Source organism: Demequina maris (assembly GCF_000971155.1).
GTDB classification, from domain to species: Bacteria; Actinomycetota; Actinomycetes; order Actinomycetales; family Demequinaceae; genus Demequina; species Demequina maris.
Genome location: NZ_BBLX01000001.1, coordinates 91,256 through 111,019, shown reverse-complemented (window position 1 = coordinate 111,019; position 19,764 = coordinate 91,256). Strand labels below are relative to the sequence as shown.

Annotated in this window: 21 protein-coding genes and 6 tRNA genes; 9 read left to right on the top strand and 18 right to left on the bottom strand. The window is 72.4% G+C overall.

Annotation, left to right across the window (positions count from 1 at the left end):
- Positions 1-9 precede the first annotated feature (9 nt).
- Together ruvC and AOM02_RS00545 are read right to left on the bottom strand one after the other, a co-directional pair.
- Positions 10-564 carry a crossover junction endodeoxyribonuclease RuvC gene (ruvC, locus tag AOM02_RS00550; protein WP_062295516.1) on the bottom strand — a complete coding sequence of 185 codons (555 nt, stop codon included), beginning with the start codon at positions 562-564 and terminating at the stop codon, positions 10-12.
- Between the two features lie 20 nt (positions 565-584).
- Positions 585-1,340, bottom strand: a complete 756-nt coding sequence (locus tag AOM02_RS00545) for a YebC/PmpR family DNA-binding transcriptional regulator (RefSeq protein ID WP_062295515.1) — start codon at positions 1,338-1,340, stop codon at positions 585-587.
- Positions 1,341-1,470: 130 nt separating this feature from the next.
- Between AOM02_RS00545 and AOM02_RS00540 the strand changes: the two genes are divergently transcribed.
- Positions 1,471-1,800 (top strand): hypothetical protein, encoded by a 330-nt coding sequence (locus AOM02_RS00540; protein ID WP_062295514.1) that lies wholly within the window; start codon positions 1,471-1,473, stop codon positions 1,798-1,800.
- A gap of 106 nt (positions 1,801-1,906) precedes the next feature.
- On the opposite strand, the gene pdxT is transcribed toward AOM02_RS00540, so the two are convergent.
- From pdxT to AOM02_RS00475, 13 genes are all read right to left on the bottom strand, one after another.
- The gene (gene pdxT / locus AOM02_RS00535) at positions 1,907-2,506 is read right to left on the bottom strand and encodes a pyridoxal 5'-phosphate synthase glutaminase subunit PdxT (protein ID WP_062295513.1); all 600 of its coding nucleotides are present in this window, start codon (positions 2,504-2,506) and stop codon (positions 1,907-1,909) included.
- Positions 2,503-3,024: an NUDIX hydrolase gene (locus AOM02_RS00530; RefSeq protein ID WP_062295512.1), complete on the bottom strand. Its 522-nt coding sequence runs from the start codon at positions 3,022-3,024 to the stop codon at positions 2,503-2,505. The genes pdxT and AOM02_RS00530 overlap by 4 nt, the downstream gene beginning before the upstream one ends.
- Before the next feature lie 24 nt (positions 3,025-3,048).
- Positions 3,049-3,957: a pyridoxal 5'-phosphate synthase lyase subunit PdxS gene (pdxS, locus tag AOM02_RS00525; RefSeq protein WP_062295511.1), complete on the bottom strand. Its 909-nt coding sequence runs from the start codon at positions 3,955-3,957 to the stop codon at positions 3,049-3,051.
- On the bottom strand, positions 3,954-5,108 hold the full coding sequence (locus AOM02_RS00520) for a glycosyltransferase family 4 protein (RefSeq protein ID WP_062295510.1): 1,155 nt from the start codon (positions 5,106-5,108) through the stop codon (positions 3,954-3,956). The genes pdxS and AOM02_RS00520 overlap by 4 nt, the downstream gene beginning before the upstream one ends.
- Positions 5,105-6,001: a phosphatidylinositol mannoside acyltransferase gene (locus AOM02_RS00515; protein WP_082104786.1), complete on the bottom strand. Its 897-nt coding sequence runs from the start codon at positions 5,999-6,001 to the stop codon at positions 5,105-5,107. The genes AOM02_RS00520 and AOM02_RS00515 overlap by 4 nt, the downstream gene beginning before the upstream one ends.
- Positions 5,998-6,657: a phosphatidylinositol phosphate synthase gene (gene pgsA / locus AOM02_RS00510; protein ID WP_062295508.1), complete on the bottom strand. Its 660-nt coding sequence runs from the start codon at positions 6,655-6,657 to the stop codon at positions 5,998-6,000. The genes AOM02_RS00515 and pgsA overlap by 4 nt, the downstream gene beginning before the upstream one ends.
- Complete coding sequence (locus AOM02_RS00505; RefSeq protein ID WP_156156036.1) at positions 6,658-7,173, bottom strand: HIT family protein; 516 nt, start codon at positions 7,171-7,173, stop codon at positions 6,658-6,660.
- A 31-nt stretch (positions 7,174-7,204) separates the two neighbouring features.
- On the bottom strand, positions 7,205-9,196 hold the full coding sequence (gene thrS, locus AOM02_RS00500) for a threonine--tRNA ligase (protein ID WP_062295505.1): 1,992 nt from the start codon (positions 9,194-9,196) through the stop codon (positions 7,205-7,207).
- 83 nt (positions 9,197-9,279) lie between these two features.
- On the bottom strand, positions 9,280-10,911 hold the full coding sequence (locus tag AOM02_RS00495; RefSeq protein ID WP_169746575.1) for a deoxyguanosinetriphosphate triphosphohydrolase family protein: 1,632 nt from the start codon (positions 10,909-10,911) through the stop codon (positions 9,280-9,282).
- Positions 10,912-10,972: 61 nt separating this feature from the next.
- Positions 10,973-11,506: a 2'-5' RNA ligase family protein gene (locus AOM02_RS00490; protein ID WP_156156013.1), complete on the bottom strand. Its 534-nt coding sequence runs from the start codon at positions 11,504-11,506 to the stop codon at positions 10,973-10,975.
- Between the two features lie 122 nt (positions 11,507-11,628).
- A tRNA-Val gene (locus AOM02_RS00485) sits at positions 11,629-11,703 on the bottom strand.
- A 27-nt stretch (positions 11,704-11,730) separates the two neighbouring features.
- Positions 11,731-12,600 (bottom strand): aminotransferase class IV, encoded by an 870-nt coding sequence (locus AOM02_RS00480; RefSeq protein WP_062295499.1) that lies wholly within the window; start codon positions 12,598-12,600, stop codon positions 11,731-11,733.
- Positions 12,597-13,694, bottom strand: a complete 1,098-nt coding sequence (locus tag AOM02_RS00475; RefSeq protein ID WP_062295497.1) for a chorismate-binding protein — start codon at positions 13,692-13,694, stop codon at positions 12,597-12,599. Before AOM02_RS00475 ends, AOM02_RS00480 begins: the two co-directional genes overlap by 4 nt.
- Positions 13,695-13,822: 128 nt before the next feature.
- On the opposite strand from AOM02_RS00475, the gene AOM02_RS00470 reads away from it, so the two are divergent.
- From AOM02_RS00470 to AOM02_RS00445, 6 genes are all read left to right on the top strand, one after another.
- Positions 13,823-13,895, top strand: a tRNA-Gly gene (locus AOM02_RS00470).
- A gap of 32 nt (positions 13,896-13,927) precedes the next feature.
- A tRNA-Cys gene (locus AOM02_RS00465) sits at positions 13,928-13,998 on the top strand.
- A gap of 1 nt (position 13,999) precedes the next feature.
- Positions 14,000-14,074, top strand: a tRNA-Val gene (locus tag AOM02_RS00460).
- A gap of 50 nt (positions 14,075-14,124) precedes the next feature.
- Positions 14,125-14,200: transfer RNA gene (locus AOM02_RS00455), tRNA-Gly, on the top strand.
- A gap of 54 nt (positions 14,201-14,254) precedes the next feature.
- Positions 14,255-14,329: transfer RNA gene (locus tag AOM02_RS00450), tRNA-Val, on the top strand.
- Positions 14,330-14,415: 86 nt separating this feature from the next.
- The gene (locus tag AOM02_RS00445; RefSeq protein WP_062295495.1) at positions 14,416-15,813 is read left to right on the top strand and encodes a DUF2252 domain-containing protein; all 1,398 of its coding nucleotides are present in this window, start codon (positions 14,416-14,418) and stop codon (positions 15,811-15,813) included.
- 64 nt (positions 15,814-15,877) lie between these two features.
- On the opposite strand, the gene fucO is transcribed toward AOM02_RS00445, so the two are convergent.
- Complete coding sequence (gene fucO, locus AOM02_RS00440) at positions 15,878-17,044, bottom strand: lactaldehyde reductase (RefSeq protein ID WP_062295493.1); 1,167 nt, start codon at positions 17,042-17,044, stop codon at positions 15,878-15,880.
- 239 nt (positions 17,045-17,283) lie between these two features.
- Here fucO and AOM02_RS00435 point away from each other — a divergent pair, with 239 nt between their 5' ends.
- A complete protein-coding gene (locus tag AOM02_RS00435) occupies positions 17,284-17,817 on the top strand; it encodes a hypothetical protein (protein WP_062295491.1) in 534 nt (177 codons plus the stop codon).
- Here the strand turns inward: AOM02_RS00435 and AOM02_RS00430 are convergent.
- Together AOM02_RS00430 and AOM02_RS00425 are read right to left on the bottom strand one after the other, a co-directional pair.
- Complete coding sequence (locus AOM02_RS00430; RefSeq protein WP_062295489.1) at positions 17,814-18,413, bottom strand: DUF1684 domain-containing protein; 600 nt, start codon at positions 18,411-18,413, stop codon at positions 17,814-17,816. The two genes, AOM02_RS00435 and AOM02_RS00430, sit on opposite strands and share 4 nt — an antisense overlap.
- A complete protein-coding gene (locus tag AOM02_RS00425) occupies positions 18,410-19,042 on the bottom strand; it encodes a TetR/AcrR family transcriptional regulator (RefSeq protein ID WP_082104785.1) in 633 nt (210 codons plus the stop codon). Before AOM02_RS00425 ends, AOM02_RS00430 begins: the two co-directional genes overlap by 4 nt.
- A 144-nt stretch (positions 19,043-19,186) precedes the next feature.
- Between AOM02_RS00425 and AOM02_RS00420 the strand changes: the two genes are divergently transcribed.
- Positions 19,187-19,696 (top strand): organic hydroperoxide resistance protein, encoded by a 510-nt coding sequence (locus AOM02_RS00420; RefSeq protein ID WP_082104784.1) that lies wholly within the window; start codon positions 19,187-19,189, stop codon positions 19,694-19,696.
- Positions 19,697-19,764 lie beyond the last annotated feature (68 nt).

The following is a 19,764-nucleotide window of genomic DNA, read 5'->3' as shown; positions in this document are numbered from 1 at the left end:
GGGCGTGTCTCAACCACGACGCCGCGCCGCCTTCTCGGCCTCGGCCCACTGCCGCTGGGCGGGCGTGGTCGCACCCGAGCCGACGGGGGCGGCGCCTCCGCGCCAGGCGTGCGCGATCGCGATCGCGAGGGCGTCCGCCGCATCGGCCGGGCGCGGGGCCTCCGCGAGCCCGAGCAGGCGCGTCACCATCGTGGTGACCTGGGCCTTGTCGGCGCGGCCGTTGCCGGTGACGGCGGCCTTGACCTCGGACGGCGTGTAGAGCGTCAGCGGGAGCCCGCGCCTCTCGGCGGCGAGCATGATGACGCCGGAGACCTGCGCGGTGCCCATGATCGTGGACACGTCGGAGCGCGCGAAGATGCGCTCCATCGCGACGGCCTCGGGCCGATGCTCGTCGAGCATGGCCTCGAGGACCGTCGCGATCTGCGCGAGCCGCGCGGGGGTCTCGTGGGTCGAGGGGGACGTCGCGACGCGCACGTCGAGCATCGTGACCCGGCGCGCCGATCCGGACTCGACCACGCCGAGCCCGCACCGGGTGAGGCCGGGGTCGACCCCCAGGATGCGCATCGTCCCCCTGCCGGCTGCCGTCAGGCCTGCGCGGCCTCGAGCACCTCGTCCGACGCGTCGAAGTTCGCGTAGACGTTCTGGACGTCGTCCGAGTCCTCGAGGGCGTCGATGAGGCGCAGCATCTTGCGGGCGCCGTCGACGTCGAGCTCGACCTTCATCGAGGGCATGAAGGTGGCCTCCGCGCTCTCGTAGTCGATGCCCGCCTCCTGCAGCGCGGAGCGGACCGAGACGAAATCGGTGGCCTCGGAGATGATCTCGAACACGTCGCCGAGGTCGTTGATCTCCTCGGCGCCGGCCTCGAGGGTCGCCTCCATGAGCGCGTCCTCGGTGACGTCGCCCTCCTTGGACACGATCACCTGGCCCTTGCGCGAGAACAGGTACGAGACCGAGCCCGGGTCCGCGAGCGTGCCGTTGTTGCGGGTGAGGCCCACGCGGACCTCGGTGGCCGCGCGGTTGCGGTTGTCGGTGAGGCACTCGATGAGGATCGCGACGCCGTTGGGGCCGTAGCCCTCGTACATGATCGTCTCGTAGTTGACGCCGTCCGCGTCCTCGCCCGAGCCGCGCTTGACCGCGCGGTCGATGTTGTCGTTCGGCACGGACGACTTCTTGGCCTTCTGGATCGCGTCGAACAGCGTCGGGTTGCCGGCCGGGTCGCCGCCGCCCACGCGCGCCGCGACCTCGATGTTCTTGATGAGCTTGGCGAACAGCTTGCCGCGCTTGGCGTCGATCGCGGCCTTCTTGTGCTTGGTCGTCGCCCACTTGGAATGCCCGGACACGTGTGCTCCTCGTCGAATGTCGGTCTGGAATCCCGTCCAGTGTAGTGCGTGCACGGAGGGACGATGCGGCGGCTGGGCCGCGCGGGAGCCGTGCCTCCGCCGCCGGGCCGCCGCGCGGTAGCGTGCCCTCATGCGCGTGCATCCCGCGGCCGTGGCGCCCCTGGTCGTGATGGCCCTCGCGGCGTGCGCGCACCCCGCCGAGCGCGGGCCTCAGGAGATCACCGGCTGGTCCAACGGCGGGGACGTCATCAACGTGGACGTGCACACGTGCGACGGCGACCCGGTGGCGTCCGTGGTGGAGGACGAGACGACCGTCACGGTCACCGTCACGTCGACCGACTCCGGCTGGGGTGCTGAGTGCGTGGAGGACAGCCTCAAGGTCGAGCTGGACGCGCCGCTCGACGACCGTACGGTCATCGACGGCGTCACCGGCGAGGAGCCGCCCGGCATCGAGGGCTGAGGACCGACACTCACCTACCCATGGGGCGCGGCGATCCCCGAGAAGCGACCACCAGCTACCACTTTCGTGGGAGCGACGGGAGGGGCGGGGGCCGGGCGGCCGGGGCTCAGATCAGGTCGAGCAGCAGCCGGTGCACCCGGTCGTCGTGGACCGCGCCGGGCGCGGCGATCTCGGGGTGGAAGCTCGTCGCGATCGCGGAGCCGTGGCGCACGGCCACCGGGTGGCGGGTGCCGTCGGGGCCGGCCGCGGTGGCCAGAAAGTCCACGGCCGGGTCGCACGACTCGACCCACGGCGCGCGGATGAAGGTGGCGTGCATGGCGGAGCCGTCGGGCTCCCACACGAGCTCGGTCTCGGCGGAGTCGACCTGGCGGCCGAACGCGTTGCGGCGCACGGTCATGGGGATCGCGGCGAGTGACTGCTGGCCCTCGATCCCGCCCACGAGGTCGGTGGCGAGCATGATCATGCCGGCGCAGGATCCCATCACCGGCATCCCGGCGTGGATGCGCTCCTTCAGAGGCGCGAACAGGTCGAAGGCGCGCAGCAGCTTGTCGATCGTCGTGGACTCGCCGCCGGGGATGATGAGCGCGTCGACGGACTCGAGCTCGCCCAGGCGGCGCACGCCGATCGCGGTGGCCCCCACCCGCGTCGCCGCGGCCAGGTGCTCCCGCACGTCGCCCTGCAGGGCCAGCACGCCAACGGTGCTCATTCGTCCACCTCTCCCAGGTCTCGGGTGACGCCGTCCCACTCGAGGAACCACGCCCACGTCTCGCGCAGCTGCGCGGGGAACACCTCGATGGGCGACTCCCGCAGCTCGCTCTCGGTCAGCCAGGCCACCTCGTCGATGGTCTCCAGCTCGATCTCGGTCCACTCCTCCGCGGTGCGGTCGCGCCGCTCGGCGTGGACGTGCAGCCCGACGAAGATCTCCTCGAACTGCGTATACGGCCGCGACGCGAAGTCGAAGACCGCGGTGCGGCGCCACACCGGCCCGACCAGCTCGTGGGTCTCGAGGACGTGCCCCGTCTCCTCGGCGAGCTCGCGGACCGCGGCGGCGCGCATCGTCTCCCCCTCCTCGAGCCCGCCGCCCGGCGTGAACCAGAAGTAGCGGTCGGGGTCGTGCGGGTCGTGGCCGCGCACCATGAGGAGCCGGGGCTCCCCGGCGGAGTGGGAGACGAGGAGCACGCGGGCGCCGCGACGGTGGATGCGATCCCCCGACGCGGCGCCCATACGTCTCCGTCTACCGGCCGGTGCTTACCAGCCGCGCTCGGCGAGGCGGTGCGGCTCGGGGATCTCGTCCACGTTGATGCCGACCATGGCCTCGCCCAGGCCGCGCGACACGTCGGCGATGACCGCCGGGTCGTCGAAGAAGGTGGTCGCCTTGACGATCGCCTTCGCGCGGGTCGCCGGGTCGCCCGACTTGAAGATGCCGGAGCCGACGAACACGCCCTCGGCGCCGAGCTGCATCATCATCGCGGCGTCGGCCGGGGTGGCGATGCCGCCCGCGGTGAAGAGCACGACGGGCAGCTTGCCGGTCTTCGCGATCTCCTGGACCAGCGGCAGCGGGGCCTGGAGCTCCTTGGCCGCGACGTAGAGCTCGTCCTCGGGCAGGGCCGTGAGGGCCTTGATCTCGGCGCGGATCTTGCGCATGTGGGTGGTGGCGTTCGACACGTCGCCCGTGCCGGCCTCGCCCTTCGAGCGGATCATGGCCGCGCCCTCGGAGATGCGGCGGAGCGCCTCGCCCAGGTTGGTGGCACCGCACACGAACGGCACGGTGTAGTTCCACTTGTCGATGTGGTGCGTGTAGTCCGCGGGGGTGAGCACCTCGGACTCGTCGATGTAGTCGACGCCGAGGCTCTCGAGGACCTGCGCCTCGACGAAGTGGCCGATGCGCGCCTTCGCCATGACGGGGATCGAGACGGCGTCGATGATGCCCTGGATCATGTCCGGGTCGCTCATGCGCGAGACGCCGCCCTGGGCGCGGATGTCGGCGGGGACACGCTCGAGCGCCATGACGGCGACGGCGCCGGCGTCCTCCGCGATCTTCGCCTGCTCGGGGGTGACCACGTCCATGATGACGCCGCCCTTGAGCATCTCGGCCATGCCGCGCTTCACAAGGTCGGTGCCTACCTGGGGCTTCGTGGTCTCATCGGTGGTGGTCATGGGGTGCTGACGTCCTTCGTCGGATGGGGATGGAACTCGGCGTCCATCCTAATGGCGTCGCGGTACGTCTCCTCGACGCGTGGCGCGACATTGGACCAGTCGAAGGCGGCCGCGCATTCGCGTCCGCGCTCGGCCAGCTCCTCGCGACCCGCCGGGTCGTCGAGCAGCTCGTTGATGCGTGCGGCGAGCGACGAGGGGTCGCCCACCGCGTGATGCGCGGCCGCGTGGCCGCCGTCGGCGATCGTCGACACGTCCATGAAGGCCGTGAGGTCGGAGGCGACGACGGCGGCTCCCGCCGCCATCGCCTCGACCAGGACGATGCCGAAGCTCTCGCCTCCCGTGTTGGGGGCGCAGTAGATGTCGACCGAGGCCATGAAGCGCGCCTTCTGGTCCTCGTCGAGCTCGCCGACGACCTCGGCGCCCGCGCGGGCCGCCTTGGCGGCGATCCGGTCGGAGAACCGCCCGGCGACGAGGAAGCGCGCGTGCGGGTGGCGCGCGCGGACCGCGGGGATCGCGGCGAGCAGGTCCTCGAGGCCCTTGCGGGGCTCGTCGAGGCGGCCGAGGATGCCGATGGTGGGCGCCTCGCGGGTGCCCTCCCAGCGCGTGTCGGCGCGGGCCCGCACGTAGCGGGAGGTGTCGACGCCGTTGGGGATGATGTGGGTCGCCTGGACGCGCAGGTGGTCGCGGATGGTGGCCGCCGCGGAGGGCGACACGGCGATGCGCGCGTCGAGCTCCTCGTAGCCGGGCTTGATCCACGGCTTGCCTAGACGCATCGCGAGCGACTCGGATTGCGACGAGTGGAAGGTCGCGACCGTGGGGCCCACGCGGGCCCACATCGCGATCACGCTGAGCGACGGCGCGCCGGGCTCGTGCAGGTGCACCACGTCGAAGTGGCCCAGCTTGAGCCACTCGCGGACGCGGCTCGCCGCCATGAGACCGAAGGTGAGGCGCGCGGTGGAGCCGTTGTAGCGGATGGGCACGGACCGGCCGGCGCTCGAGACGTACGCGGGCACGGGGGTGTCCTTGGCCGCGGGCGCGAGCACCGAGACCTCGTGGCCGCGCTCCATGAGCGCCTTCGCCAGGTCGAGGACGTGGAGCTGGACGCCGCCGGGCCGGTCGAGCGAGTACGGGCAGACGATGCCGATCCTCACCCGTTGGTCTCCGTCCACCCGAACCGCTGCAGCATGTGCCAGTCCTCGGGGTGGTCCCCGATGGCCTCGCTCATGAACTGTACCCACGCGCGCGACAGGTGCCCGACGCGGTCGTCGGCGGGCGCGTCGGCGGGCTCGATCACCGGGCCGAAACGCAGCACGACGCCCCAGCGCGAGCGCGCGCGCAGGCGGGCGCGGCCGCGCAGGCGCTCATAGTGCACGTGCACGGGGAACAGCGGCGCGCCGGTTGCGGCGGACAGCGCGGCGGGGCCGGGCGCGACCTTGACGCCGTGGCCCCACATGTCGACCTCGATGCCCGAGCCGGACAGGTCGCGGTCGGCGAGCAGGCACACCAGGACGTTGTCGGTGCGCGCGATGCGGATGAGCTCGCGGAAGGTGGAGCCGCCCTCGTGGCCGAGGATGCGCATGCCGACCTTCTCGCGCAGCGCGACGAACTCGTCGAACACCTCGCGCGGCTTGAGGACCTCGGCGACGGACACGACGGGCAGGATGTGCCGGCACGCGAACGCGCCCACGAGGTCCCAGTTGCCGGAGTGCGACAGCGCGAGGACCGCGCGGCCGTCGGCCTCGATACGGGACATCGCGTCGTGCGGGTCGTCGAGCCGGACCCGCGCGTCCACGACCGCGGGCGTCATGCGCCCGAGCTCGAACGTCTCCGCGTAGTAGCGCGCGGTCGAGGCCATGCCCCGGCGCGACAGGGCGCGCAGCTCCCCGCCCTCGAGCCCGGTCACGCGGTGGAGGTTGTCCTCGAGCCGGCGCGCGGGCTTGGCGCGCCTGGCCCACTGCAGCATCGTCCCCGACCACAGCAGGCCGCGGGTGAGCGAACGGGGCGCGTACCGCGAGGCGCGGAACGCGAGGAGCATGCCGTTCATTCGTGCGGGTACGGCTGGGGCTGGCCGTCGAGCCGCGCGTTCCACTCGGGGTGCTGGCGCGCCTGGCGCACCACGGCCCAGATGCGCTGGCCGACGGTGATGGCCGCGAGCACCGTGAGGATCCACAGCGCCGCGGTGAGCACCCACAGCGGGAACAGCCCGAGACCGTAGAAGCCGGTGGCGACCAGCGAGATGACGAGGCGGTCCGAACGCTCGGCGAGGCCGAAGTTCGCGGCGACGCCCATGCCCTCGGCCTTGGCGCGCGCGTACGGCACGAGCGAGCCGATCGCGAGGCACAGCAGCGCGCCCAGCGCGGTCAGGCGGTCGATGTCGATGAACACCCACGTGAGCGTGCCGAAGATCGCCGCGTCGGCCACGCGGTCGAGCGTGGAGTCCAGGAACGCGCCGAGCCGCGAGCTCTTGCCGCCCAGGCGCGCCATCGTGCCGTCGAGCATGTCGGTCACCACGAAGAACGTGATGAACAGCGTGCCCCAGAACAGCCAGATGCCGCCGTGCGGGAAGAACAGCAGCGCGCCCAGCACCACGCCCACCGTGCCGATCACGGTCATGACGTTGGGGTGGATGCCCCGGGCGAGCAGGAAGCGCGCGGGCGCCTGCCACAGGGCGGCCATGTAGGGCCGGAGCCTGCCGAGCATTCAGTCGTCCTCTCTCCAGGCGTCGCTGACGCGCCGCCACGTGTCGTCGAGCAGCTGGGGGATGGCCTTGGTCTGCGCCACGATCGGGAGGAAGTTGGTGTCCCCCTCCCACCGCGGCACCACGTGCTGGTGCAGGTGGCCGGAGATGCCGGCGCCGCCCGCTCCCCCCTGGTTGATGCCGATGTTGTAGCCCTGCGGACCGCTGACCTTGGCCAGCACCCGCATGGCCCGCTGCGTGAGGGCGCTCATCTCGTCGCGCTCCGCGTCGGTGCACTCGGTGTACCAGGCGAAGTGGCGGTACGGGCAGATCATGAGGTGGCCCGGGTTGTACGGGTACAGGTTGAGCACCACGTAGCAGTGCTCGCCGCGGTGGACCACGAGGTGCTCGCGGTCGTCCGACTCGGCCTTCTTGCACAGCGGGCAGCCCGCGGGGCGGTCCGCGGGCTTCTCGCCCTCGACGTACGCGAGACGATGCGGCGTCCACAGACGCTCGAAGCCGTCCGGGACCCCTCCCATCGTCTCCGCGTCGAAGGCCTCCGTCACGTCGTCAGACCTGCGCCTTCGTGCGCACGGCCTCGACGATGCGGCGGACGGCCTCGTCGACCGGCACCTGGTTGTCCTGGCTGCCGTCGCGGTAGCGGAACGACACGGCGTTCGCGTCCGCGTCGTCTCCGCCGGCGATCAGCGTGAAGGGGATCTTCTCCTTGGACGCGGTGCGGATCTTCTTGGGGAACCGCTCGTCCGAGGCGTCGAGCTCCGCGCGGATGCCCTCGGCGCGCAGCCGGACGACGACCTCGCGGAGGTAGTCGTTGAAGGGCTCGGCGACGGGGATCGCGCGCACCTGGACCGGGGCCAGCCACACCGGGAAGGCACCGGCGTAGTGCTCGGTGAGGATCGCGAAGAAGCGCTCGATCGAGCCGAACAGCGCGCGGTGGATCATCACGGGGCGCTGACGCGAGCCGTCCGAGGCGGTGTACTCGAGCTCGAAGCGCTCGGGCAGGTTGAAGTCGAGCTGGATGGTCGACATCTGCCAGGTGCGGCCGATCGCGTCGCGCGTCTGCACGGAGATCTTGGGGCCGTAGAAGGCGGCGCCGCCCGGGTCCGGGACCAGCTCGAGACCGGAGGCGACCGCGACCTCGCGCAGCGTCTCGGTGGCCTCGTCCCACACCTCGTCGGAGCCGACGGACTTCTCGGGGTTCTTCGTCGACAGCTCGAGGTAGAAGTCCTCGAGGCCGTAGTCCTTGAGCAGGCCCAGCACGAACTCGAGCGTCTTGGTGAGCTCGTCCTTCATCTGCTCGCGGGTGCAGTAGATGTGGGCGTCGTCCTGCGTGAAGCCGCGCGCGCGGGTCATGCCGTGCACGACGCCGGACTTCTCGTACCGGTACACGGTGCCGAACTCGAACAGGCGCAGCGGGAGCTCGCGGTACGAGCGGCCGCGCGAGTCGAACACGAGGTTGTGCATCGGGCAGTTCATGGGCTTGAGGTAGTAGTCCTGGCCCTGCTTGGTCACGTTGCCCTCGGCGTCGCGCTCCTCGTCGAGGTGCATCGGGGGGTACATGCCGTCGCGGTACCAGTCCAGGTGGCCCGAGACCTCGAAGAGGTGGCCCTTGGTCGCGTGGGGCGTGTAGACGAACTCGTAGCCCTCCTCGACGTGGCGCTTGCGCGAGTACTCCTCCATCTCCATGCGGATGACGCCGCCCTTGGGGTGGAAGACCGCGAGACCGGAGCCGATCTCGTCCGGGAAGGAGAACAGGTCCATCTCCGCGCCGAGCTTGCGGTGGTCGCGGCGCTCGGCCTCGGCCAGGCGCTCCTTGTACGCGACGAGCTCCTCCTTCGAGGGCCACGCGGTGCCGTAGACGCGCTGGAGCTGCGGGTTCTTCTCCGAGCCCTTCCAGTACGCGGCGGCCGAGCGCATGAGCGACCAGCCGTTCTGCAGGACGCGCGTCGACGGCACGTGCGGGCCGCGGCACAGGTCCTTCCATGCGACCTCGCCGCCGCGGCGGACGTTGTCGTAGATGGTGATGTCGCCCTCGCCGATCTCGACCGACGCGCCCTCGGCGCCCGCGGTGTCGTGCGTGAGCAGCTCGCACTTGAAGGGCTCGTGGGCGAGCTCGGCGAGCGCCTCGTCCTTGGTGACCTCGCGGCGCACGAACGCCTGGCCCTCCTTGACGATGCGCTGCATGGCCTTCTCGAGGGCCTTGAGGTCCTCGGGGGTGAAGGGGGTCTCGACGTCGAAGTCGTAGTAGAAGCCGTTCTCGATGGGCGGGCCCACGCCGAGCTTGGCGTCGGGGTTCACCTGCTGCACGGCCTGCGCGAGCACGTGCGCGGTCGAGTGGCGCAGGACCATGAGGCCGTCGGGGTCGGCCGTGGTGACGGCCTCGACGTCCGCGCCGGCCGGGACCTCGCGCGCGAGGTCCCACAGGGCGCCGTCCACGCGCATCACGACGACGTCCCTGCGGTCGCCGAACAGGTCGGTGCCCGTCGTGCCCGCCTCGAGCTCTCGCTCGACGCCGTCGATGGTCGCATTCACGCTGGGCACAGGTCACTCCCTAGAAGGTTCGGTTGTACGGGACGATGCTACCGAGCCGGCGGGCCTCGGGTCACCGCCGCCGCGGGCCGCGCCTACAGCCCCTGTCCCCCGTCCCACAGGCGCTCGGACGCGCCGGAGACGAGGTTGGCGACCGACATCGCCTGCGCGTCGGACAGCGACGCGACGTAGTCGATGATGCCGCGCCCGGTCGCGTAGCGGCGCAGCGCGCTCGCGTCCGTGGTCGGCAGCGACCCCGGGCGACGGTCGCGGACCTTGAGGTAGTCCTCGGCCGCGAGCTCGACGAGGTCGAGCAGGCGGCGCGGGGCGCGGCGCACCTCGTCGTCGTCGTCGAGCCACGCCGCGAAGCTCGTGACGAGCCGCTCGATCACGCTGGCCTGGCCGCGCTGATAGAGCGCGAGGTCGGGGCGGTGGAGCACGAACCGCTCCTGGAGGAACTTCAGCACCGCGACGTCGTGGAAGGCCGCCGCGTCCAGGCTGACGTGGCCCGAGCGCACGTCCGGGTCGCGCGACACCGAGATCGAGTGCTGCAGCCGCGCGATCCATCCGGCCATGAAGACCGCGAGCGCGCGGTCGGCCGCCAGGGAGCCGTCGTACGGCACCGACAGCAGCCCGTCCACGACCTCGTCGGCGACGCGGGCGACCGACTCGCCGAACGCATCGTCCCCCGCGACCCACGGGTCGTGGCTGACGAGGCGGCGCCGCAGCAGCTCGAGGCCGTGGCCCGGCGTTCGGCGAGCGCGCAGCAGGTCCTCGCGCGGGATGCGCGCGAGCGCGGCGCGGTCCCGGATCCAGGTGCGGAACTCGGCGGACACGGCCGCCTGGTTGAGCAGGTCCGCGCGGTAGAAGTCGTCGAGGTCGTGCAGCGAGTAGGCGATGTCGTCGGCGATGTCCATCACCGAGCACTCGACGGTCTGCTGGAGGCTGCCGATGGCCGGGAAGGCGGAGCGGGCGGCCTCCATGTCGTCGAGGTCGAGCGTGTAGGCGGAGAACTTGCGGGCGCCTTCCCCCGGCCGGCGGGGCGCGAGGCCGCGGGGCGTGCCGGACCCCGGCGTCCAGCCCTCGCCCTCGGCGCGCGTCCACGGGTACTTGAGCACCGCCGCGCGCACCGCGGAGGTGAGGTTGAGGCCCGAGCCGGCACGGTCGTACTCGTCGAGGCGCGTGAGGATGCGGAACGTCTGCGCGTTGCCCTCGAAGCCCTCCTCGAGCCCGAAGCGCTCGCGCGCGAGCCGGTCGAGGGTCTGCTCCCCCAGGTGGCCGAACGGCGGGTGGCCCAGGTCGTGCGCGCTCGCCGCGGCCTGCACGACGACGGCGTCGCAGCCGCCGAGGTCGCGCACCAGCGCGCCGCGCTCGCCCCAGTCACCCGCGAGCGAGACGGCGATGGCGCGGGCGACGGCGGTCACCTTGACCGAGTGCGTGAGGCGGTTGTGCACCGCGAGCCCGGCCCCCGACTGCGAGATCACCTGGGTGACCGCGGACAGGCGGGAGAAGTACGGCGAGAAGCGGATGCGCTCGAGGTCGACGCGGTACTCGGGCCGGTACTCGACCAGCTGGAACTCGTCGAGGCCCTCCGGCACGGAGCGCGCGACGCGCGGGTCGGTCGCGGCGGGCGTGTTGGCGGTGTCGATGGGCTGGGTGTCGACCGCCTCGGCGCCCGGCATCTCAGGCGGCTCGGGGGCCCGTCCGCGTCCCGCGGTCCTTGCCATGCGCGCCTCCCCGTCCATCCCTTACGGGGACGCTAGCGACGCGCGACGATGCGGGCAAGCGTCACGCGGCGGCGGCGCCCGGTCCGGCGAAGGGATGGGTGGAGAGCACGCGGTAGCGGACGCCGGGTCCCGGCTCGCTCGCGACCACGTGCAGGGCGGCGGGCTGCCATGGCACCGCGATGGGCGCGTGCCGCAGCGCGTCGTGCGCGGCGGCGCCGCGGATGCGATGGCGCGAGCGCCCCACCGTGAGGTGGCCCGTGAAGGGCCGGTCGCGGACGGGCAGCCCGGCCTCCGCGAGCGCCGCGTCGAGGCTGTCGGCGGCGCGATCGGCGCCCTCGACCGGCAGCGCGACGACGCGTGCGGTGAGCGCGACCGCGAGCGGGCCGATGAGGAGCCGCGGCGGGCCCGAGGCCGCGGCCGCGAGCGCGGCGGCGGCCTCGATGTCGGCGCGCGACTCCGTCTCGCCGATGAAGCGCAGCGTGACGTGGCGCTCGTCCCGCGGCGTCCACCGGTCGACCCCGGCCTCGCGCGCGCGGAACACGACCGCGGCGTCGAGGACGGCGTCGAGAGCGTCGTCCACGGCGTCGGGCGTCATGATCCCCACGAAGAGCCGCACACCTCAGCGTAGGACCAGGGCGTCGACCCCGGCGTGACGAGCGCGCATCGTGCCTGGAAAAGCCGAGAGGCCGTCCGGATGATCCGGACGGCCTCTCGTCGTGGTGGGCGATACTGGGATCGAACCAGTGACCTCTTCCGTGTGAAGGAAGCGCGCTACCCCTGCGCCAATCGCCCCTTGCGGTGCGGAGACCACTATAGCGGCTATTTGGAGTGCCTCGGTGCAGGGTCCGCGTCCCGCGCGGCGTGCACGTCGAAGACCGCCGCCAGCTGCTCGAGCAGCGGGCCCCTCTCCACGAGCGTGCCGTCGAGCGCGGTGAGCGGCTGGACGCGGCGCGTCGAGGACGTGACCGCGGCGAAGGCCTCGCCGCGCACCACCTCGTCGAGCACGCCCATGTCGAGCTCTCCCGGCGCGGCGGCGCGGATCGGGATCCCGGCGTCGGAGCCCCACTCGAGCGCGAGGCCGCGCACGATGCCGGGCAGGCAGCCCGAGGCCAGCGGCGGCGTGACGATCTCGTCGCCGCGCTCGATGAGGATGTTGCTCGCGGTGCCCTCGCACAGGTGGCCGTGGGTGTTGGCCATGAGCGCCTCGTCGGCGCCGCGCGAGCGCGCGAACTCCATCATCACGACGTTCTCGGCGTACGACGTGCTCTTCACGCCCGCGATGGGCGAGCGCTCGTTGCGCCGCCACGGCACGCGGACGGCCCGGCACTCGGTGAGCGCGGGCCCGTCGTTCGCGGTCACGACGATGGTGTGCGGTCCCGTCCCGCGGGCCGAGGACATCGGCCCCGGACCCGAGGAGACCGTCACGCGCACCCGCGTGAGCCCGGTCCCGGCGGCGAGCACCTCGCCGATCGCCTCCCGCACCGCGTCCTCGTCCACGGGCTGCATGCCCATGCGCGCGGCCGAGTAGGCCAGCCTCTTGAGGTGTCGGCGCAGCGCGAACGCGCGGCCGCCGACCACCTCCATCGTCTCGAACACGCCGTCACCGACGGTCCATCCGTGGTCCCCCGCGCGGACGATCGGATCGTCCTCGGCACGCAGGAGCCCCCCAGCCCACACCAGCGTTGTCATGGCGTCATTGTGGTGCCCGAGGCCAGGCCGATCAACCGACGCGCCTTGAGCTCGGTCTCCTCCCACTCCCCATATGGGTCAGATCCCCACGTAATGCCCGCACCGGTGCCGAAGCGGAGGCGTCCGCCCTGGTCCGGGGACCACGCGAAGGTGCGGATGCCGACCGCGAGCTCGGCGGTCCGGGTGTCCGCGTCGATCCAGCCGATGCCGCCGCAGTACGCACCGCGGTCGGTGGTCTCCTCGCGGTCGATGATGCGCAGCGCCGACGACTTCGGCGCGCCCGACACCGAGCCGGGCGGGAACGTCCCGTCGAGCAGCGCGGGCCACAGCTCCGGCGTCCAGTCGTAGGCGGGCGCGAGCCGGGCCTCGACGGTCGACTGCAGGTGCACGAGGCCCGGGTGCTCGTGCAGGCCCAGGAACTCCGGCACCGTGACCGATCCGGGCATCGCCACGTGCGAGACGTCGTTGCGGATGAGGTCCGTGATCATCACGTTCTCCGCCTCGTCCTTGGGCAGCATCGACTCCCCCGGCGCGCACGTGCCCTTGATCGGGCTCGACGCGACGCGGGGGCCGTCCACCCGCAGGTACAGCTCCGGCGACGCCGAGACGACCCAGGCGCCCGGCCACGACTCCGTGCGCGGGATGACGATGCGCGAGGCGAAGCGGGCCGGGTTGCCCGTCGCGAGACGATGCGCGAGCGCGACCGCGTCGGGGCCGGGCTCGGCGGCGGGCAGGGCCGCCTCGAGCATGCGGCACAGGTTGACCTGGTAGACCTCGCCCTCGCGGATGTCGGCGCGGATCGCGTCCACGCCCGCGACGTAGGCGTCCCTGTCCAGGGACGTGGTCCACGCCTCGGGCGACGGGCCCTCCCACTCCCGGCCGGGCGCCGGCTCGGGCACCGCATCGTCCCTCTCGACGTCGGCCATGCGCCACGCGTCGAGGCGGCCCTCGAAGGTCGCGACGACGACCCAGAACCCGCCCTCCGCCACCCGCGCGGCGTGCCGCGCGAGGTCGACGTGCTCGACCGGCCGGGACGCGCGAACGCCCCGGAACGCGGCGCTGCCGGACCGGCGCGGATCGTCCTCCCATCGCATGCCGCCCACGCTAGCGGTGGCGGTGAACGGGGGCCGAACGGGGCGACACGCTCAGCCGCCCGCCGATTTGGTTTCGCGCGCCGATATCCGCTAAGGTCTATCTCTCGTCAGGGCAACAGCCCAGACATGCGGACGTGGCTCAGTTGGTAGAGCATCACCTTGCCAAGGTGAGGGTCGCGGGTTCGAGTCCCGTCGTCCGCTCGGAGCGTCGTAGCCCTAGGTTACGGCACTACGGTGGAGTGGCCGAGAGGCGAGGCAGCGGCCTGCAAAGCCGTATACGTGGGTTCGAATCCCATCTCCACCTCGGGCGATTGGCGCAGCGGTAGCGCGCTTCCCTGACACGGAAGAGGTCACTGGTTCGATCCCAGTATCGCCCACCACGAGGTTCCTTCGGGATCCTCATGAAGTCCGAGGCTTCTGCCCCGGCAACGCGGACGTGGCTCAGTTGGTAGAGCATCACCTTGCCAAGGTGAGGGTCGCGGGTTCGAGTCCCGTCGTCCGCTCCAAGGACCGCCGGTCTCCCCCAGGGGAAGCCGGCGGTCGCTCCGTCTGGAGAAGACGGGCGATTGGCGCAGCGGTAGCGCGCTTCCCTGACACGGAAGAGGTCACTGGTTCGATCCCAGTATCGCCCACCACGCACGAAGGCCCCCGGGTTCGCCCCGGGGGCCTTCTGTCGTCTCCAGCCCGCGCGCCCGGCGGCGCGCCGCTCGATGATGGAGGCATGCCCGTCTCGCAGGATCCGCTCGAGGCGCGCCCGACGCTCTCCGAGCAGCTCCGGCGCGGTCGCGAGCTCCGCCACGCGCTGAGGCGGCGGGACCACGCCGCGCTCGACCTGCCGGACCGGGACGTCATCGGCCTGCTCGAGGAGCAGCACGCGACCCGCATGCCCGACATGGTGCCGATCCGCGTGGGGCGCATGATGCAGTCGCCCTTCGCCTTCTACCGGGGAAGCGCCGCCCAGATGGCCCACGACCTCCGCGACGCCCCGCGCACCGACGTGCGGGTCGTCGCCTGCGGGGACGCCCATGTGGCGAACTTCGGGCTCTACGCCTCCCCCGAGCGCCGGCTGATGTTCGACCTCAACGACTTCGACGAGGTCACCGTCGCCCCGTGGGAATGGGACGTCAAGCGCCTCGGCGCGAGCATCGTGCTCGCCGGCAGGGACGTCGGCGCGTCGGAGGACGAGTGCGGCGATGCGGTGGCGGAGGCGGTGCGGGCCTACCGTCGCGCGCTCCACCGGCTCTTCGAGATGACCGCCCTCGAGCGCTTCTACTACCGGGTCGAGGCCGATCGCCTCGAGGAGTCGGCCCGGGGCACCGCGGTGCGCGACCTCATGCGCAAGGCCGAGCGGAAGGCGCGACGCCGCACGTCGACCCGCGTGCTGCGCTCCATCACCACCGAGGGCTCGGGGACCGCGCTGCGGATCGTCGATGAGCCGCCCGTGCTGCGCCACCTGGGCCTCGTGGCGCCGGAGGCGGCCCTGCGGCTCATGGAGGCGTACCGGGACACGACGGCGCCCGACGTGGTCGCGCTGCTCGAGCAGTTCACGGTGGTCGACGGGGCGTTCCGCGCGGTCGGCGTCGGGTCGGTCGGGCTGCGTGCCCACATCGTGCTGCTCGTCGGCCCGTCCGGCGAGCCCCTGTTCCTCCAGGCGAAGGAGGCGCGCCCCTCGGTGCTCGTGAGCCACGGCGGGATGCCCTTCGCCCAGGCGCGGCGCGCGCTCTCGACGCCGGGCGGCCCAGGCCGCGAGGGCTGGCGGGTGGTGACCGGGCAGCGCGTCATGCAGGCGGTGTCGGACCGATTCCTCGGCTGGTTCGCGTACGACGGCCACGACTACTACATCCGCCAGTTCCGGGACATGAAGGGCGCGGTCGACCTCGAGGCGCTCACGCCCGCGGCGCTCGCGGGCTACGCCGGGGTGTGCGGCGCGCTGCTGGCAAGGGCGCACGCGCAGAGCGCCGGCGCGGGCGCCATCCGGGGCTACCTCGGCAACGGCACGACGTTCGACGAAGCCATCGCGGTCTGGTCCCGGCGCTACGCGGACGTCGCCGAGCGCGACCACGCGGCGCTGGTCGCGGCGGTGCGCACCGGCCGGCTGGAGGCGGTCGAGGGCGTGTAGGGATCCGACCGGACGCGACGAGGGCCGCCGGCTCCCGCCGACGGCCCTCGCGCATCGTCCCAGGTCAGCCCACGGACACGCCCAGGAGCGAGCGGTACAGCGTCTCGAACTGCGCGACGGTGGTCTCGCGGGGGTTGCCTCCCGCGCAGACGTCGTCGAACGCGGCCTGCGCGAGCGCCGGGATGTCCTCCGACCTGGCCCCGATCTCGTCGATGCCGAGCGGGTTGCCCAGGTCGCGCGTGAGCTGCGCGACGGCGTCGACGGCGGCCTCGCGGGCCTCGTCGAGCGGCATGCCGTAGGCGTTCTCGACGCCGAAGGCAGCGGCGATGTCGCGGTACTTCTCCCCCGTCTCGGGTGCGTTGAACGCCATCACGGGGGCGAGCAGGATGCCGTTGGCGACGCCGTGCGGGGCCGCGTAGAACGCGCCGAGCGGGTGCGCCATCGCGTGCACGATGCCAAGTCCCACGTTGGAGTAGCCCATGCCGGCGATGTACTGCGCGAGCGCCATGCGCTCCATCGCCTCGCCGTCCCCGTCGGCCGCGGCGCGCAGCGAGGCCGCGATCACCTGGATGGCCTTGAGGTGGAAGAGGTCGGACAGCTCCCACGCGCCCTTGGTGGTGTAGCCCTCGATGGCGTGCGTGAGCGCGTCCAGGCCGGTCGCGACCTTGAGCGCGCGGGGCGCGGTGGCCATCATGTCGGCGTCGACGACCGCGAGGATCGGGATGTCGTGGGGGTCGACGCACACGAACTTGCGGTTGAGCTCGACGTCGGTGATGACGTAGTTGATCGTGGTCTCCGACGCGGTGCCCGCGGTGGTGGGCACCGCGATGATCGGGACCGAGGGGTTCTTGGTCGGCGCCACGCCCTCGAGCGAGCGCACGTCCGCGAACTCCGGGTTCGCGATGATGATGCCGATCGCCTTGCAGGTGTCCTGCGGCGAGCCGCCGCCGACCGCGATGAGCACGTCGGCGCCCGCGGTCGTGAAGGCCTCGACGCCCGCCTGGACGTTCTCGATGGGCGGGTTGGGCAGCACGTCGGAGTACACCTCGTACGGGAATCCCGCCGCGTCGAGGAGCGCCGTCACCTTCGCGGTGACGCCGGACTCGATCAGGACCTTGTCGGACACGACGAACGCCTTCGAGAAGCCTCGCGACTCGAGCTCTCCGGGGATCACCTCGATGGCCCCCGCGCCGAAGTAGGCGGTCTGGTTCCAGATCATCCGATGTGCCACGTCGCACCTCCATTCCCGGGCCCGCGCGCGGCCGACACCGCTGGAGACGCGAACACCTGACGTGAATCGTTTCACCGCTCGAGGGGCCGCGAGAGGGCCGGAGGTCCCAGGGACGCGGGCCACGGCACGCCGCATCGCCGACCGCCCACATCCCCGCCCGCTCCCCTGCACCGCCCCGGGACCTGCGCGTACGGTGGCAGGGAGGGCGTCGCGGCCTGGGCGCCCGGAGGAGGCGGAGCATGTCACGCGAGGAACGGCTCAAGACGGCGGCGAGGGCCGCCACCGGCGACGACAGCATCATGGACGTCGCCGAGTTCATGCCGGAGACGGCGCTCGACGACCCGATCTGGAACGGCCGCGCCGACAGCCACGTCGCGCACGACGACACCGGCGCGCCCGAGACGGTCGCGGCCGGCGCGCACCTCGGCGAGGACCTCGCGGCCCACCATGCGGAGCTGCCGCCCCACGTCTGCCTCGCGGTCACGCCCACGCAGGTGCACGTGCTCGGCCTCCCCCACGGCTTCTTCGCGGCGCACCCGGAGCGCGCCTACCTCATGGGCACCTTCGCGCGCCACGGCCTCGAGGTCGAGGTCACGGGGCGGCTCACGGACATCGTGCTGCGCCTCACGGACGTCGGCACCGGCGCGGTGATGTCGCTCGTGGCCGACCGGCTGTCCGCCTACCACCCCAAGACGGTCATCGAGCTGCTCCGGATGTCCGCGGCGCACCACGACTCGCTCGACGATCCGGCGGCGGACCAGCCCCAGACCTAGCCCTCGACCGGCACGTACAGCTCGCCGGCCTCGACCGCCACGGCGAGGGTGTTGCCGGGCCCCGGCAGCGGGCACACCCAGTCCGACGAGTACGCGCACGAGGGCTGGTAGGCGAAGTTGAGGTCGACCACGAGCGCGTCGCGCGTGCCGCCGAGGTCCGCTCCCTTGACCGTGTCGAGGACGTACCGGCCGCCCCCGTACGTGCGGGGCGAGCCGTCCTTGAGCGGCACGAAGATCCCGCCGCCGTAGCTGTCGAGCCACCACACGTCGAGGCCGCCGACGCCGGGAAGGCTCACGCGGCCGACGCGCTCGAACGGCACCACGCCGTCGGTCGGCGTGGGGACCTCGCGACGCTCCGGCGCCGCCTCCTCGACCGGGACGACGAAGCGCAGGGCCGGGTCGTACGGCGCCACCTCGGGGGTGAACGATGCGCGGGCCGCCGCCGGCACCGGCGTCGCCGGGTGGTCCCGCAGCAGGGCCGCACGCCCGTGCGCCCACATGCGGTGGGCGACCTCGGGATCGGGCTCGCTCCTGACCTCCGCGTAGAGGTCCGCGACGCGGACGCGCCAGTCCCGCACCTCCCATGCGTCCGTCACGACGCGTCCTCGACCCCGTCGCCGACCGCTTCGTCGACGGCGTCGTCGACAGCGTCGTCGACGAGCGCGCCGATCGCGCCCGCGAGAGCGCGGGCCACGCCGTCCGGGTCGTGGTCGAGGTAGCCGGCCACGAGCGCACCGTCGCGCAGCATCATGATCTGCTCGGCCAGCGCGGCACGCTCCCGCACGCCACGGCGCTCCAGCCACGCGTCGATCGCCCCCAGCATGAGGGCGCGGAAGTCGGCGACGACGCGGCGCACGGGGTGCTCGGGGTCCGGGTACTCGGCGGCGGCGTTGATGAACGGGCAGCCCCGGAAGTGGGGCCGGCACATCTCCTCGGTGAGGGCCGCGGACAGCGCGCCGAGGTCGATGTCGTCCGCGGCAGACGCCTCGATCACGGCGCGCACGCGGGCGAGCTCGCGCTCGAGGTAGGCGACCACCGCATCGTCCTTGGTCGGGAAGTGCCGGTAGAAGGTGACCTTCGAGAAGCCCGCCTCCGCGAGGATGCGGTCCGCGCTCACCGCGCGGATGCCGTGCTCGGCGAACTGCGCGGCGGCGACGTCGAGGATCGCGTCGCGCACGCCGGAGCCGCGCACGGGGCGCGGAGGTCCGGCTGTCACGGTCGTCATCACCGCTCCTCTCGCGAGATTCGTTCGCTCCTCCGGGAATCCATCCTGCCCCGACTTGCGTTCGGCTTCATGTAGACGTACTAGTAACTCTACAACCGTCGGTCCATTCCGGCGGTGGGACCCCCACGACCCCAGGAGGAGCGCATGACCGAGCAGACCGACACCGTGGCGACCGAGGACGCCGTCGACATCACCCCCGGCGAGGAGACGACGCACGACGGCGCGCCGCGCCGGCCTAAGGCGTTCTACACCGCGGAGGCGACCGCGACGGGCGACGGCCGCAACGGCCGCGTCGCCACGAGCGACGGGCTGCTCGACCTCGACCTCGTCATCCCCAACCCGCTCACCAAGCCCAAGAAGACCAACCCCGAGCAGCTGTTCGCGTCCGGCTTCGCGGCGTGCTTCAACTCCGCCTTCCAGGGCGCGGCGAAGCTGCTCAAGGTGAAGCTGGTCGAGTCGCGGGTGACCGCGCGGGTCGGCATCGGCCCGGTCGCCCTCAACCGCTTCGGGCTCGGCGTGCGGCTCACCGTCACCGCGACCGGCCTGGACCAGGAGACCGCCGACCGGGTCGCCGAGAAGGCGGAGCAGATGTGCCCGTACTCGAACGCCACGCGCGGCAACATCCCGGTCGAGATCGAGGTCAGGGTGAAGTAAAAGCCCTCCCAAGGGAATACCAGCCTCCCCGGGGCGTGTCTGTCATGATGGTCACACCCTGAGGAGGC

Bases quoted from the DNA above. Each gene is read 5' to 3' on its own strand.
- ruvC (WP_062295516.1), bottom strand. From the start codon at position 564: ATGCGCATCCTGGGGGTCGACCCCGGCCTCACCCGGTGCGGGCTCGGC.
- AOM02_RS00540 (WP_062295514.1), top strand. From the start codon at position 1,471: ATGCGCGTGCATCCCGCGGCCGTGGCGCCCCTGGTCGTGATGGCCCTC.
- pdxT (WP_062295513.1), bottom strand. From the start codon at position 2,506: ATGAGCACCGTTGGCGTGCTGGCCCTGCAGGGCGACGTGCGGGAGCAC.
- AOM02_RS00530 (WP_062295512.1), bottom strand. From the start codon at position 3,024: ATGGGCGCCGCGTCGGGGGATCGCATCCACCGTCGCGGCGCCCGCGTG.
- pdxS (WP_062295511.1), bottom strand. From the start codon at position 3,957: ATGACCACCACCGATGAGACCACGAAGCCCCAGGTAGGCACCGACCTT.
- AOM02_RS00515 (WP_082104786.1), bottom strand. From the start codon at position 6,001: ATGAACGGCATGCTCCTCGCGTTCCGCGCCTCGCGGTACGCGCCCCGT.
- pgsA (WP_062295508.1), bottom strand. From the start codon at position 6,657: ATGCTCGGCAGGCTCCGGCCCTACATGGCCGCCCTGTGGCAGGCGCCC.
- AOM02_RS00505 (WP_156156036.1), bottom strand. From the start codon at position 7,173: ATGGGAGGGGTCCCGGACGGCTTCGAGCGTCTGTGGACGCCGCATCGT.
- AOM02_RS00495 (WP_169746575.1), bottom strand. From the start codon at position 10,911: ATGGCAAGGACCGCGGGACGCGGACGGGCCCCCGAGCCGCCTGAGATG.
- AOM02_RS00490 (WP_156156013.1), bottom strand. From the start codon at position 11,506: ATGACGCCCGACGCCGTGGACGACGCTCTCGACGCCGTCCTCGACGCC.
- AOM02_RS00480 (WP_062295499.1), bottom strand. From the start codon at position 12,600: ATGACAACGCTGGTGTGGGCTGGGGGGCTCCTGCGTGCCGAGGACGAT.
- AOM02_RS00475 (WP_062295497.1), bottom strand. From the start codon at position 13,694: ATGCGATGGGAGGACGATCCGCGCCGGTCCGGCAGCGCCGCGTTCCGG.
- AOM02_RS00445 (WP_062295495.1), top strand. From the start codon at position 14,416: ATGCCCGTCTCGCAGGATCCGCTCGAGGCGCGCCCGACGCTCTCCGAG.
- AOM02_RS00435 (WP_062295491.1), top strand. From the start codon at position 17,284: ATGTCACGCGAGGAACGGCTCAAGACGGCGGCGAGGGCCGCCACCGGC.
- AOM02_RS00425 (WP_082104785.1), bottom strand. From the start codon at position 19,042: ATGACGACCGTGACAGCCGGACCTCCGCGCCCCGTGCGCGGCTCCGGC.
- AOM02_RS00420 (WP_082104784.1), top strand. From the start codon at position 19,187: ATGACCGAGCAGACCGACACCGTGGCGACCGAGGACGCCGTCGACATC.